The 14,061-nt window shown below is 60.5% G+C and carries 13 protein-coding genes and 1 pseudogene; 2 read left to right on the plus strand and 12 right to left on the minus strand.

The window, feature by feature from the left end:
- On the plus strand, positions 1-486 hold a 486-nt coding region (locus tag AC0L16_RS31320), incomplete at its 5' end, for a TCP-1/cpn60 chaperonin family protein (protein WP_473625373.1).
- Positions 487-608: 122 nt separating this feature from the next.
- Positions 609-1,384 (plus strand): annotated as a pseudogene (locus AC0L16_RS31325) (sulfite exporter TauE/SafE family protein).
- A gap of 250 nt (positions 1,385-1,634) precedes the next feature.
- Here the strand turns inward: AC0L16_RS31325 and AC0L16_RS31330 are convergent.
- The 12 genes from AC0L16_RS31330 to ccoO all read right to left on the minus strand — a co-directional run bounded on the left by AC0L16_RS31330 (position 1,635) and on the right by ccoO (position 14,061).
- Complete coding sequence (locus tag AC0L16_RS31330) at positions 1,635-3,536, minus strand: putative bifunctional diguanylate cyclase/phosphodiesterase (protein WP_473625374.1); 1,902 nt, start codon at positions 3,534-3,536, stop codon at positions 1,635-1,637.
- A gap of 257 nt (positions 3,537-3,793) precedes the next feature.
- Positions 3,794-4,975 carry a 5-demethoxyubiquinol-8 5-hydroxylase UbiM gene (gene ubiM / locus AC0L16_RS31335; RefSeq protein ID WP_473625375.1) on the minus strand — a complete coding sequence of 394 codons (1,182 nt, stop codon included), beginning with the start codon at positions 4,973-4,975 and terminating at the stop codon, positions 3,794-3,796.
- On the minus strand, positions 4,975-5,370 hold the full coding sequence (locus tag AC0L16_RS31340) for a globin domain-containing protein (protein ID WP_473625376.1): 396 nt from the start codon (positions 5,368-5,370) through the stop codon (positions 4,975-4,977). Before AC0L16_RS31340 ends, ubiM begins: the two co-directional genes overlap by 1 nt.
- A gap of 41 nt (positions 5,371-5,411) precedes the next feature.
- Positions 5,412-7,313, minus strand: a complete 1,902-nt coding sequence (locus AC0L16_RS31345) for a glycoside hydrolase family 127 protein (protein ID WP_473625378.1) — start codon at positions 7,311-7,313, stop codon at positions 5,412-5,414.
- Positions 7,310-7,432 (minus strand): hypothetical protein, encoded by a 123-nt coding sequence (locus tag AC0L16_RS31350; protein ID WP_473625379.1) that lies wholly within the window; start codon positions 7,430-7,432, stop codon positions 7,310-7,312. The genes AC0L16_RS31345 and AC0L16_RS31350 overlap by 4 nt, the downstream gene beginning before the upstream one ends.
- A gap of 219 nt (positions 7,433-7,651) precedes the next feature.
- Positions 7,652-7,807 (minus strand): cbb3-type cytochrome oxidase assembly protein CcoS, encoded by a 156-nt coding sequence (gene ccoS / locus AC0L16_RS31355; RefSeq protein WP_008871940.1) that lies wholly within the window; start codon positions 7,805-7,807, stop codon positions 7,652-7,654.
- Complete coding sequence (locus AC0L16_RS31360) at positions 7,804-10,086, minus strand: cation-translocating P-type ATPase (RefSeq protein ID WP_473625380.1); 2,283 nt, start codon at positions 10,084-10,086, stop codon at positions 7,804-7,806. The genes ccoS and AC0L16_RS31360 overlap by 4 nt, the downstream gene beginning before the upstream one ends.
- Positions 10,083-10,580, minus strand: coding sequence for a FixH family protein (locus tag AC0L16_RS31365; protein WP_473625382.1), 498 nt, complete (start codon positions 10,578-10,580; stop codon positions 10,083-10,085). The genes AC0L16_RS31360 and AC0L16_RS31365 overlap by 4 nt, the downstream gene beginning before the upstream one ends.
- On the minus strand, positions 10,577-12,136 hold the full coding sequence (ccoG, locus tag AC0L16_RS31370) for a cytochrome c oxidase accessory protein CcoG (protein ID WP_473625383.1): 1,560 nt from the start codon (positions 12,134-12,136) through the stop codon (positions 10,577-10,579). The genes AC0L16_RS31365 and ccoG overlap by 4 nt, the downstream gene beginning before the upstream one ends.
- A gap of 166 nt (positions 12,137-12,302) precedes the next feature.
- A complete protein-coding gene (gene ccoP / locus AC0L16_RS31375; protein WP_473625384.1) occupies positions 12,303-13,166 on the minus strand; it encodes a cytochrome-c oxidase, cbb3-type subunit III in 864 nt (287 codons plus the stop codon).
- A gap of 2 nt (positions 13,167-13,168) precedes the next feature.
- Positions 13,169-13,318 (minus strand): cbb3-type cytochrome c oxidase subunit 3, encoded by a 150-nt coding sequence (locus AC0L16_RS31380; RefSeq protein ID WP_473479524.1) that lies wholly within the window; start codon positions 13,316-13,318, stop codon positions 13,169-13,171.
- Positions 13,319-13,329: 11 nt separating this feature from the next.
- Complete coding sequence (gene ccoO / locus AC0L16_RS31385) at positions 13,330-14,061, minus strand: cytochrome-c oxidase, cbb3-type subunit II (RefSeq protein WP_473625386.1); 732 nt, start codon at positions 14,059-14,061, stop codon at positions 13,330-13,332.

Here is a 14,061-nt window from a genome sequence, read left to right on the forward strand (position 1 = left end):
GACCGCGTCGATGACGCCCTCAACGCGACCCGTGCGGCCGTCGAAGAAGGCATCGTTCCCGGCGGCGGCGTCGCACTTCTGCGCGCTTCGCTGGCCATCACCGTCAGCGGCGCCAACTCCGACCAGACCGCCGGCATCAGCATCGTGCGTCGCGCGCTGCAGGCTCCGGCTCGCCAGATCGCGGCCAACGCCGGTGCGGAAGCATCGATCGTTGCCGGCAAGATCCTCGAGAACACGGGCCCGACCTTCGGCTTCAACGCCCAGACCGGCGAATATGGCGACATGATCGCCATGGGTATCGTCGATCCGGTCAAGGTCGTGCGCACGGCTCTCCAGGACGCGGCATCGGTCGCCGGCCTGCTGGTCACCACCGAAGCCATGATCGCGGAGGCTCCGAAGAAGGAGTCGGCTGGCGGCGGCATGCCTGGCGGCATGGGCGGCGGCGGCATGAGTGGCATGGGCGGTATGGGCGGTATGGATTTCTAAGGTCCACGCACCTCAACAATCTCGATGGGCGGCAGCGATGCCGCCCTTTTCTCTGACGCGGAGCCAAGCCGGATGCCACATCCATAAGGCTACATACGGCGGCACTTTCACGGCGGACACCAATGACTGACTTCATTCTGTTCGCCATTGTCGGCTTCCTCGCCCAGGCCGTTGACGGCGCGTTAGGCATGGCCTATGCGCGATCTCCTCCACCGTGCTGCTCTCCTTCGGTGTTCCGCCGGCGCAGGCTTCCGCCGCGGTACACGCGGCGGAAGTGTTCACCACGGCCGCTTCCGGCACGGCGCACCACTACCACCGCAATATCGACTGGAAGCTGTTCTGGCGGCTTGCTCCTTTCGGCATTCTCGGCGGCTGCCTCGGCGCCTTCGTGCTGACCTCGTTCGACGGCGACATGGTGAAGCCCTACGTCACGACCTATCTCGCTGTGATCGGGCTCTGGCTGTTCCTCCGGTCGTTCCGCAAGATCCCCAGCAATCCGGTTCCTACCCGTCTTGTGGCGCCGCTGGGCACTGTCGGCGGCTTCCTCGACGCTGCAGGCGGCGGCGGATGGGGTCCGATGGTCGTGACCGGACTGCTCGGCGCTGGCGCGCCGCCCCGCTATGTGATCGGCACTGTCAATGCGGCCGAGTTCCTGATCACGCTAGCGGTGTCCGTCACCTTCATCGTCGCGCTCGTCTCTGGGCACTGGCAGGAAGCGGGGGCGCTGTCGACACATGCAAGCTCGGTGCTGGGGCTGATCGTGGGCGGCATAGTCGCCGCTCCGCTTGCCGCATGGGTGCTCAAGGCGATTGCCGAGCGGACACTTTTGCGGCTCGTCGGCTGCCTGATCATGCTGCTCGCTTTGTTCCAGACCGCCCAACAACTGGGATTCGTCTGACCTGAGCAAGCGGACTACCCTTCTAAGCCTTCGCTTTGCTTCCGGACATCATGATCAGCGTAACCGAAGTGAATCGCGGACTGGAGGCGACTTGCCACCCTGGAAAACCTAACCTGCGCCACGAACAGCGTATGGCACGCCAGGGATCAACGCGTTTCCCATTCCCGCCTCGCCCGGCCCATCGGTCCTTTTACGCTCTGCTCGATGCAGTGACTGCTCTGCTCGATGCAGTGACTGATGACGGCGGCGATCAACATTGCTTCGCGTGCTCTTTTAGTGCCAATTCAAGCGCTTGGCTCAAAGGCACCGCCTTGGCGAATAGGAAGCCCTGAGCCGTTCTGCAGCCAAGCTTGTACAGAATTTGCCGGTCCGCCTCCGTCTCGACGCCCTCGGCCATGACATCGATGCCGAGCGCCCGACCAAGATCAATCACCGTTTTGACAAGCAGCCGGTCCTCCGGAGACTTGGCTAAGCCGCGAACGAAGCCTTGGTCTATTTTCACCTTGCGTATCCGACTGTCCTTGAGCGATGCCAACGTGGAAAAGCCGGTGCCGAAGTCATCGAGCGCGATCGAAATGCCGGCATGTGAAAGCCGTCCGAGCTTTTCATCCACTCTGTCCGGGTCCACTGGAGATTCTTCGGTAATCTCGATTTCGAACATCGTTGCTGGGAGGTCTTTTGCCGCCAGACCATTCAGAACCATGTCGTCGATATCGCCGGCTTCCAATTCGCGCGGTGAAACATTCATTGCCACACGAACATCTCGGCGGTCAGCTTTCACCAAGCCGTCGATAAGAGCACAACAGTCGGAGAATACCGTTTGAGTTAGCAGTTGAAGCATTCCCGTTTCGCGTGCGGCTGTCATGATTTCGAGTGGAGAGATGGAACCATGGATCGGGTGTGACCACCTGAGCAAGGCTTCAAAACCGACCACGACCTCGGTGTCGAGTCTTACGATGGGCTGGAACCAAGGACCCAAGCTTCTCGTCTTTATCGCCGAATGAAGATCGCGTTCAATGGACTGGCGGCGTTGCAGTTCCCTGTCGAGTTCGGCATCGAACAGGCAAAATTCGTTCCTGCCACAACGCTTAGCTGTGTAAAGGGCGATATCCGCCCGCAACAACATTTCCGTCAGCCCCAGGCTTTCAGCCAAGTATATTCCTATAGATGCCCCGATCCGGACGGACGCGACCCCGGGATAGGGGCAAGCAAGCTTGGCTATGATGTTGGATGCGAGAATACCGGGAGAAGGAGAATTTCTGGGCGAGGGAAAAAACAGCACAAATTCATCCCCACCGATGCGGGCAAGCGTTGAGCCTTCCGGCGCTTCCTGCTCTATCCGGCGGGCGATCATGACGAGCAGTTCATCACCGGTCCTGTGACCGTAGGTATCGTTGACAGATTTGAAACCCTCTAGATCAATCAGCATTGCAACGAAGGGGCCGTCTGTGTTCTCGAACTGACCAATCGCGTGTTCGAGGCCCCGCCTGTTTAGGAGCGCGGTCAGGTGGTCCTCCCTGGAATTGCGCTCCATTTCCGCCGCAAGCCGCTCGGCCTCATGTCTCAGGCGGCTCGCTTCGCGGAAACGGGCCTGGCCTACAAACGAGGCTCGAACCAAGCCGCCCTCGAAGAGCAGAACGGCAAAAGCCAGCATGTAGTTTTCCAAGTTGCCTTTCGTCAGCAACCACCCCGCTGTGATGAGGAGTGGCGGTGTGATGAAGTTGATCGCTGCCGCGGCATAGGAACTGCCGTATGTAACCGCACCAGCTGAAATGCCCGCCAGAATAATCAGATGCAGCGGCGCTTGGGGTGTTGTGTAGCCAACAGTAAGGACGGCAAGAAAGGACCAGGCAAACCCTGCCAGAAGAGCAAGCATGCCGAACCAGCGAAGCCGCGGCGAAACCCTCGTCAAGTCGTCCTGGACTCCCGTTTCCTTCAGCTGATAACGGGCGAGTGCAAGGCGGGCGGTATTTATCGTATTGATGACCAAAAACCAGGCTACGCCGGCAAAGCCGTTCTCGGAAAGGGCCTGCACGGTCAAAATCAGGCCCGATAGGATAATGCTTGTCGGCATTGATACGAAGAGACCTGCCCTTAGGTCAGCAAGCTGATCCTGAAGGATTCTGGCCTCCAGCTCGTCTTCTTTCTTCATGTTCGGACGGGTCAGGTTGCATCTCCTGCTTGTACGCAGCACATGTCTATGCAAGCCTACTAAAGGAGGGGTTAACTATTCAGCGCGACATCAGCCTCTGGGCTGATCAGCCAAATAAAGCGCAGAGACAATACCTCTTCGGGGCGACATTTAGGGCCCGGCGCGGGAAGCTGCCGCCTCTGCGTGCAGGGGCAGCGATTACTCCGGCGAAAGAGGCCCTCTTTCATCGCGCAAGGTCCAAAGCTGCTGGTACGGTTTCATCGCCTAAGCATGGCCGAAATGCCATGCCGCATAAAGGGAACACGTTGGGCGAACCGAAGCCCCACATGTCGTGCAAGCCGTGCCGCCGGGTGCTCGCTTGAGTAGAGTCCGACGAGAATGTTCGTGCCGTGGAAGAGCGGCGCCGCTGACAGGCGCAGCCACCTTTCGTATCCGTGCAGCATGTCGGGATCGGCAATCTCGCGACCGTCGCGACATGCTGTTAGGATTCCATAGGCGAGTTGCTTCTGGCTGCTGATACCGATGTTGAAACCATGCGCAGTCACCGGGTGCATGCCGATGGCAGCGTCGCCGATGAGTGCGGCGCTGGGAGCTCGGAATTTGTGCGCCCAAGTCGTGACCAGCGGATAGGTATGGCGCTTGCTTGCCAAGGTCATTTTTCCAAGGCGCCCTCGACACCGGTTCGTCAATTCCCTCAGAAACAAATGGTCGCTGAAGGCAAGCAGTCTATCGGCCTCGTTTGAGCGCAGGGTGAGCAGCAGCGACGACACGCCCTCCGCCAGGGGCAACATCGCTATCGTCTGATGGTGATCGAACCATTCGATTGCCACCTGGTGGTGGGCGCGCTCATGCCGCACCCGGCATATTAGCATCGAGTAGCCAAGCCGATTGATATCGGCGCCTATGCCGAGCAGATCACGAGTGGCCGACAGACGTGAATCGGCGGCAACCACAAGGCTAGCGTTCAACTGCACGCCATCAGACAGCGTTACGAGTGCTCCTGAGTGGCTGGTTGTTGCATCTACGACCGAGTGGCCGCACAGCAGCCGCGCGTGTTTCTGCACGTGGATGGTCTTGAACAGCGCGTCGCGGATCCGGCAATTTGGGACCAAAACTCCGAGGGGTTCTCCAGACCCGCTGGGAGGATCGAAACGCAGAGCGAAAGGGCTCGAACCGTTGAGCACGCGCGCGCCGTGAAGCGGTGATTTGTCCGAAGCGGGGATGGCATCCCAGGCGCCGATCTCGCGAAGGATTCTGATCGAGGCGTGGGTCAGCGCGATTTCCCGGCCGTCAAAAGGCGGATTGGCGAGAGTATCGATTGAGTTCTGTTCGACAACTGCGACCTTGAGTTGGCTTTGAGCGAGTGATGCGGCGAAGGAAAGGCCGACCGGCCCGGCTCCGACGACAACGATATCGAATCTGTCATCAGCGCCGCCCATCAGCGTGCCGCCATCGCGGCGGCTATCCTCGTGAGACGCTGGTTGAGTTCAGCCTCCTGTCGTGCGCTTCGTTCCAATGCCCGCCGCATCGCCTCAAGGCGCAGGGCGGGGAAATCCGCATGAATCAGCAACGAAGCAGGCAATCGCCTCGAACGCGTACGCGGGTGATCGGACCAGCGCTCGCGTCCGCGCAGCCAAGCACATACCCAGCCAGCAAGCGAGATTGTCACGTCGGCGGTTTTTGACCGACGCAGCGCCCTTATCCCCCTGTATGCAGGGTCGGTTCCAATCAGGTCGTGGAACTCGACAACCAGAGCACGGACCGGTGGACCACTCGCCAGACGAATGAGAATATTATCTGAGGCTTCTGATGACTGCATCTTGTCGGCATTCATTGGTTGAGAAGTGGCCTCTCCATACGGCGACAGCGCTGAATTCAGCTTTCCAGCAGCCACACTTGCATCGAGCCTTTCGCCCGATTGTTCCAGAGATAATATGGCACAGCGGTTAGCCGGCAGCCCGAAACGATCGGGGGCGCATTCCTGTACAGGCTGTCTCCCCACGCTTGGTCTTCGACACGCTCTGCGGAGGCGGTCAGCGTGACCACGCCATCGAAGAGATCGCCCCGTTCCACCGTTTCGATCCTGGCGTCTCGCGGCAGTTTGAGCCGCTGCACCGCCCCCCCGGGATTGTCGACCTCTTCAACGCAATAAACCAACGGCCCGCGTTTGAGCGCCACCCGGCCGATGTCCTGCTTGACCGAGGGATGAGCATAGATGCGCTCGGGAGAAATCGGTAGTTCGAGGGCGATGGTGTCTCCGGCATTCCATAGCCGCGAGATCGCAAGATAGCCATTTCTGGTGCATGCCGTCACGTCGACTGCACATCCCCCGACCGAAGCTTCGGCTTCATGAGCCCAACCGGGAATGCGGAGGTTGATAGTGAACTCGGCCGGCGCGTCAGGGCTGACCTCGATCCTGATCGAGCCGAAAAATGGATAGGCGCTGGTTTCCCGCAGGAACACATTGCCCGTAGCGAGTTGGATGTTCGTCGAAACGCCGCCGTAGAGATGGAAGGCGATTGCGTTTTCACTGGCCGAGACGAAATAGCCTCCGACCGAAGCAATCAGACGAGACGAATTCATCGTGCAGCATGGGCATGAGTGCCAGACCCATCTGCTGCGTCGCCCATCGCTCTCGAGCGGATTGGAGTAGAAATAGCGCTCGCCATCGCGCGAAAGGCCGGTCAGCGCGCCGTTGAACAACGCCTGTTCCAGAACGTCGGCGTATCGGCCGTCGAGTTCGAGATGCAGCATGCGATGTGCCCAGAAGATCAGGCCTACCGAGGCGCAGGTCTCCGCATACGCCGTATCGTTCGGCAGGTCGTGATCCTCAGTAAAGCCTTCATTCGCGGCAGCCGAACCCAAGCCGGACGTGATGTAGATTTTCGAGGAGATGACGTCGGCCCAGAGCACCTCGCATGCTTTCTTGAGGCTGTCGTCATTCAGTTCCGCCGCGAGGTCGGCCATGGCAGAAAGCATGTACATCGCTCGGACCGCATGTCCGACCACCTTAGTTTGCTCGCGCACCGGCCTGTGCGACTGGTTGTACTCATATCTTTGCGCCCTGAAATCCCTGGGGTTCTCCCCGCGCGCGACCGCTTCCTGATCGAAGTAGTGCGGCTGACGCCCGCGCTCATTCATGAAATAGGCCGCGAGGTCGAGATGCATTCTGTCTCCGGTCAAGCGATAGAGCTTTACGAGGGCCAGCTCGATTTCCTGATGGCCGCAATAGCCGCGCTTCTGGCCGGGGTTCGGGCCGAATGTCTTGCACACATGGTCAACATACCGCTCAAGGATGTCCAGGAGCCGGCGCCGGCCCGTCGCGAGGAAGTAGGCGATACCGCCCTCGAGCAGATGTCCAAGATTGTAGAGTTCGTGATTGTCGCGCAGGTTGGTCCAGCGCTTGTCGGGCTCGCGCTGCAGGTACCAGCAGTTCAGATAACCGTCGGGAGCCTGCGCCTTTTCGAGATCATCGACAATGTTTTCGATCCATGCCTCGATGTCGGGATCACGCCTGTGTGACAGCGCGTAGGATGCTGCTTCTATCCACTTGCCGGCGTCGGAGTCCCAGAACACCTGCCCGAAATCGTGCTCGTTGCCTGGGACGCTCAGTGGCAGCGACTGGTTCGGCAGTGTGAGGGACAGCAATACACCTTGCTTGCCAAGCTGGACGTGCTGGCTGGGGATGGTCCGTGTCAGCACCGTCTCCAGCCGCTCGCGCCAGAATTGCCCCTCCAGCGCGACATCAACGAACCGAACTGGCTTGAACTCGCTCATTCGAATGCATCGGCTCCTGCAATGACGTGCGCCGGCCTGCTCACGGCTTCGACAATGCCGGCGCCCCCGGCGAACACGGCCAGCACCTGATGCCGCTCAGCTTCCGTCTGGCTAGACATGCGTTCTCCCCTTGAAAAGACTCGTCCATTGAAATCAGGGCGATGAGGAGACAGCACTGATCTGGGTCAGCCAGACACGACAAACCCGCGCCGCCGGTCTATCCGCTCCGTTGCACTTGGAACAGGTACATCGCCAGCGTTCTCCGGCCGTGCGAGGTACTTCGGGGCATCAGCCGCTTGCATGGCGGAATGGGCGACGCAGGCCCTCGAGCGACGGAATCAGCGTTCCGGCCTCTCGTCCCGGTCAATGAGGATACGCTCGGCGGCTCCGTCGAGATCCTCGTATTGACCACTCCTCAAGGCCCACAGGAAGCCAGACAGTCCAAGCCCGCCCAACAACAGAGCCACCGGTATGAGATAGACCAGGATTGTCATGAGGGTTGCGTCAATGTGCCGGTATGGGAGCGGCTATCAGGCGGAGCAGTTCTCCTTGGCACGTCTGGCACAAAACCTTGCAGCCTCGACGCATTGCCAATGACAAGCAGTGATGAGGCCGACATCGCGATTGCCGCAATCAATGGTGTTACCTGCCCCAAAATGGCGATCGGGACGGCAATGGCGTTGTAGACAATCGCGATGGCGATGTTTTGCCGGATCAGTTGTCCGGCCTTTCGCGAAACGTCGAGGGCAAGGGAGACGGCCGAAAGGCTTTCGTGCAGGAAAACGAAATCCGCAGCTTTGCGGCCGACATCGGCCGCCGTGGCTGGAGCGATCGAGACATGTGCCGCGCCCAGCGCAGGGGTGTCGTTGAGGCCGTCGCCAACCATGAGCACCTTGTGGCCGTCCTTCGCCAGGTTTTCAATATACTTGACCTTGCCCGAAGGAAGCAGCGCCGGAACAAAGTGATGTATCCCCAACGTCGTCGCGACCTCGGCACAGGCAGCCCCGGTATCGCCCGACAGCATTTCCACGGAAACTCGGGCGTTGTTCAATTGCTCGATGGCCGCCCTGGCGTCCGGACGCAGCGCGTCCTTGAAGACAAAGGACGCCACGATGATCCCGTCTTTGGTCAGAACCGTTCCGCCGTATCTGCTTTCGCAACCGGTTCGGGCCTTCCATCCAGCCCAACCGCGCCGCCCCAGTCGCCAGGTGCTTCCCCTCGCGGTGGCTTCGATGCCGAATCCGGGGTGTTCGCTGACAGATTCGAGCTTTGGCTGACCGGCGAAACCGGCAAAGGTGGCAATGGCGTTTGAATGCGGGTGACGGGAGTTCGCGGCCATCTCGGCAGCGATTGCCAGCATGGCTGGATCGACTGACGACGCATTGACGAGCCGGGGCTGTCCGAGCGTAAGCGTTCCTGTCTTGTCGAACACGGCCGTGTCGATCGCCGCCAGGCGCTCCATGGCCGAACCATCCTTGACCATGACCCCGCTTTCGAACAGACGCCGCGCAGCGACCATCTGCACGATCGGCACGGCGAGACCGAGCGCACATGGGCAGGTGATGATGAGAACGGCGATTGCGTTTGTTACTGCCCGGTGCCAGTCGCCGGTCGCCGCCATCCAGCCAAGGAACGTCAGGAAGGCGGTCAGATGAACCACTGGAGCATAGAGCGCTGAAACGCGGTCGGCGATCCTGCGATAATGCGCGCGACCGCCCTCGGCGGCTTCCATCAGCCGGACCATTTCGGCCAGGAAGGAGTCTTTTGCGGCGGCTGTCGCCTCGACCGTCAGTGGGCCGGTAAGATTGTGCGTGCCGGCCTGCACGGTTTCCCCTGTCGCCACGGTTCTGGGTGTGCTCTCACCGGAAACCAGTGAACAGTCGAGATCCGAAGAGCCTCGAATGACCTTGCCGTCGACGGGAATCCGTTCGCCGGCAGCGATCAGCAACTGCATGCCTGGTTCGATCTCGCCAACCGGCCGGTAGTCGCGCGTGCCATCGTCGCGCAATACCATGGCGCCGCGCGCCGCCAGCCGTGACAGACCGTTCACCGCGGTCCGGGCACGCTCGCGCATCACGTGATCAAGCGTGCGGCCGATCAGCAGGAAGAACAGCAGCGATACCGATGCATCGAAGTAAGCGTGGTCACCATGGTTGATGGTTTCGTAAAGACTCATCGCGTAGGCGAGCGAGACACCAACCGCAATCGGCACATCCATGTTCATGCGGCCGTGACGCAATGCGTTCCATGCCGAGCGGAAGTAGATGCCACCAGCGAAGGCGAGCGCGGGGATGGCGATCAGTGCCGAGACCCAGTGGAACAGGTCGCGGGTCGCACCTTCAGCGCCGGACCAGACCGACGTTGAAAGCAGCATGATGTTGCCCGCTGCAAAGCCGGCAACCCCCACGGCCCGGATCAGCTCCGATAGCGTCTTGTCCTTCTCCCCTGTCTCGGGCTCGAACAAATGCGCTTCGTATCCCAGCCGTCCAAGCGCGGCGACAAACGGTGGAGCCTCATTTCCGCGCCACCGGATCGCAACCCGTTTCGTCGACAGGTTGACACGTACACCCTCGACGCGATCGAGCTTTCCAAGCGCCCTCTCGATAGTCTGGATGCAGGCTGCGCAATGCACCGTCGGGACCGAGAGATCGGTTTGGTGCAGATCGCCGCCAAGCGAGCGGCTCGCCAGCCTGACCTCCTGGCTTGATGGCAGGACGGATATGCTGCTTTCCAGATCCAGCGCCGTTTCGGCGCTCGGTGCACAACAGCTCATTGTAACGCTCCATGGGAAATTATGATTCGACGGACGTCGCGATAGGGTTCTGCGAGACCAGCATCGGCGTCGACTTGGACGATCCAGACGCCGTCCCTTGGCGTATGCTGGGCGGCAAATTCCTGGCTCGCGGCGAGCGCAAGCATGACGGCTTTGTCCTCGGCCTCGTAGGCGGGATGACGGAACAGGAGCCTGACGCCGTGCAACTGGACCGCTTTGCCGGCGGCATCACTGAGGCCGTAGCGGACCTCGCCCCGTGCGATGGTCAGTTTGCCGGTCCAGCCGAGTGCGGCCTGCGCGCGCCCTTCCTCGGCCATTCGGTTGAATTGCTGGCTGGCCACATAGGTGTTCTCGACGACAAGGCCGGTCCAGCTTGTGCTGGCGAATGTCGCCATCGTCAGATTGACTGCGATGACCACACCAAAGAAGGCGAGAATGGTGGCTAGCATGTGCCTACCGGTGAATTCGCGGGGTCGTCGCGCATTGACGCTCATCTAACGATCTCCGGTGCGTTGAACGTGGCCGTGTATTCGTCCGACTCGAAGCTCGCCTTGTCCTCGACCCGGAACTTGAACTTCTGCGCTTGGGCATTGATCTGTTCCGCCGGCTGGCGGACGAAAACTTTCAGCATTTTCAGCCGGTCCGGTTCGACCGGAACGGAGAGGGAGCGATCCGCAGGCATGTCGATCCCGACGACGCTCATCTCGGCATCGGCCAGGCCCTGCATGGTGACGACGATCGTTCTTGGCTCGGGGATCATGTTGAGCAGCTTGACGGTGTAACCATTGCGGATCGAACCATCGGACAGCGTGACGAACTGCGGATTGCGGTCGTGCAGAACGTTGACCTCGAGCCGATCGCGCGTCAGCAGCGAGTAGAGTAAGGCGAGACCGACCGCCGACCACGCACTCATGTAGACGAAGGTGCGCGGTCGAAAGATCTTGCGGATATGGAAGTGGGCTAATTTGTCGGAGAAAGCGCCGCCGTCTGTCCGCACCAGCGACGGATTCACCGAGCAAGCGCCGCCTGCGGTCGCCGCCGCCATGTTGGCGTTGTAATCGGACAGCGTCGCATACGAGATTAGCCCGCGGTCCTTGCCGAGTTTGTTCATTACGCCGTCACAGGCGTCGATGCAGAGCGCGCAGGTGATGCATTCGAGCTGCTGGCCGTCGCGGATGTCGATCCCCATCGGACAGACCGCGACACATGCATTGCAATCAACGCAGTCTCCAACCGGCTGCCCTGCGGCAAGAGCCTTCTTGGCATGGCGCGAACGGGGTTCCCCGCGCCAGTCATTGTAGGTCACAGTGAGCGAATTCTCGTCGAGCGTGGCCGCCTGGATGCGCGGCCACGGGCACATGTAGGTGCAGACCTGCTCGCGCATCAGTCCACCGAATGTGTAGGTGGTTGCCGTCAGCACGCCGATGGTGATGTAGGCGACCGGCGCAGCGGTGCCAGCGAAGAGCTCGCCAATCAGAGATGGCGCATCGGCGAAATAGAGGATCCAGGCGCCGCCGGTCGCTGCCGCTATGGCCAGCCAGACGGCGTGTTTCGATACACGCAGCACAAGCTTGCGCACAGTCCAGGATCCCGCGTCGAGCTTTATGCGAGCATTGCGATCTCCCTCGATCGCACGCTCTACAACCAGAAACAGATCGACCCATACCGTCTGCGGGCAGGTATAGCCGCACCAGGCTCTGCCAACGGTGGATGTGATCAGGAAAAGGCCGATGCCGGCCATAACGAGAAGACCGGCCACATAGTAGAATTCCTGCGGCCAAATCTCGATGAAGAAGAAATAGAAGCGGCGGTTGGCAAGATCGATCAGCACGGCCTGGTCCGGTGCAAACGGACCTCGGTCCCAGCACAGCCAGGGCGTCAGATAGTAGATCGCCAGCGTGATCGCCATCACCAGCCATTTGAAGCGACGGAAATTACCCGAGATTCGCTTCGGGAAAACCTTCTTGCGTGGGGCATAAAGCGGCTCACGGGTGTTGGGGGAGTCGATCGCTTCTGCTTCGGGCGGTTCTGTCTGCGTTTTATCACGCACTTAGCATCTCCAGTCCCGCTGCCGATGTCAGGGCCGCCCATCGAGCAGCCTCGCCGTGGGCGGTCCGCCCCGTGTTGATGCAGGTCGCAGCCGGAATGGTGTCGAGGCCCGGCTCGCGCCGGGCCTCGTCGCTTGGCAGGGGGAGGCCGAGAATAGGCTTCCGTTCCTATTCTCCGCCGCCAAGCGAATGGACATAGACCGCAAGTTCCTTGACCTTGACCTCGCCGAGACGCCCACCCCAGGCCGGCATGACGCCTTGCTTTGGCGCGCGAACCTGCGCGGCAATAGCCGTCTCGCCCGCCCCGTAGAGCCAGATCGCGTCGGTCAGGTCGGGTGCGCCAAGCTCCGTGTTTCCCTTTGCATTATCACCGTGACAGGCGGCACAATTCTCGGCGAAAACATTGCCGCCGGGTATGACCATTGCTTGATCGCCAACAGCGCCGGAGAGACTCGAGACATAAGCGCTGACCTGTGTAATCTGCTCGGGCGTAATGATGTCACCAAAGGCCGGCATTTCCGACAGGCGCGTGTCGGGGTCTGAGGCAACGCGGATGCCGTGCGTGATTGTCTGCTGGATCTGCTCGGCCTTGCCGCCCCACAGCCAATCGTCATCATTCAGGTTGGGAAAGCCCTTCGAACCCTGGGCGCCGGAGCCATGGCACTGAACGCAATTGATCTTGAAGGCGGCGCCACCGGCCGCGATAGCGAATCCGCGCAAAACGTCGTCGGCGGCAATCTCGGAGACAGTCTTCGCCTGAAGGGCGGCAACATACTTGCCCTTGGCGACCTCGGCCGCTGCCAGCTCATTCTTGACATCGTTGCGGCTTGAATAGACGAGCACGCCTCGGGTGGCGGAGCTTAGCATAGGCCATGCGGGATAAGCGATGGTGTAGCCGATCGCCCAGACTATGGTGACGTAGAAGGTGATCACCCACCAGCGCGGGAGCGGATTGTTGAGCTCCTTGATCCCGTCCCATTCATGGCCGGTGGTCGAGACGTCGAAGACTTCGTCAATGTGCTCACCGCTCATGATTAGTCGTCCTTGAGAGGGATTTGAGCAGCTTCGTCGGCTCGCGTCCTGCTGCCGGGACGGAGCGCAAAGGTGATGCATCCGACGAATAACAGCGCCATAGCGAGCAGGCCCCAAGTGTCAGCAAACTCCCGCATGAAGTTGTAGGTCATCACCGTTCTCCTCAGCGGTAACCGGCGGCTTCGTCGTAGTTTTTGAAATCGACCAGAGTGCCAAGCATCTGAAGGTAAGCGACCAGCGCGTCCATCTCGCTGACCTGTTGCGGATTGCCATCGAAGTCACCGAGCTTGGCCTTTGGATACCGCGCTTCAAGACCGGATGTATCGATGTTGGGATCTGCCTGCGCCATGAGATCGGCATTCGCGCTCGCGATCATGTCGTCGGAATAGGGCACGCCCACACGGCTGTTCGCGATCAGGTGCGTCGAGAAGTCCTTCACCTCAATCCGTATTTCCTTCAGGAACGCGTAGCTCGGCATTATCGATTCCGGCACCACCGAGCGCGGATCCACAAGGTGCTGAACGTGCCATCCATTCGAATAACGGTCGCCCACTCGCGCGAGATCCGGTCCTGTGCGTTTCGATCCCCACTGGAACGGGTGGTCGTACATCGACTCGGCCGCTAGGCTGTAGTGCCCATAGCGCTCGACCTCATCGCGGAACGGCCTGATCATCTGGCTGTGGCAGAGGTAGCAGCCCTCGCGCACATAGATGTTGCGACCGGCGAGTTCGAGCGGCGAATAGGGCCGCGTGCCTTCGACCTTCTCGATCGTATTGTCGAGATAGAAGAGCGGCGCGATCTCGACGATGCCGCCGATCGTCACCACCAGAAGGGAGCCGACGAGAAGCAGCGTGGCGTTCTTCTCGATAAGCGCGTGTTTGTTCATCAAGCCCAT

Source organism: Mesorhizobium sp. WSM4848, from assembly GCF_055811375.1.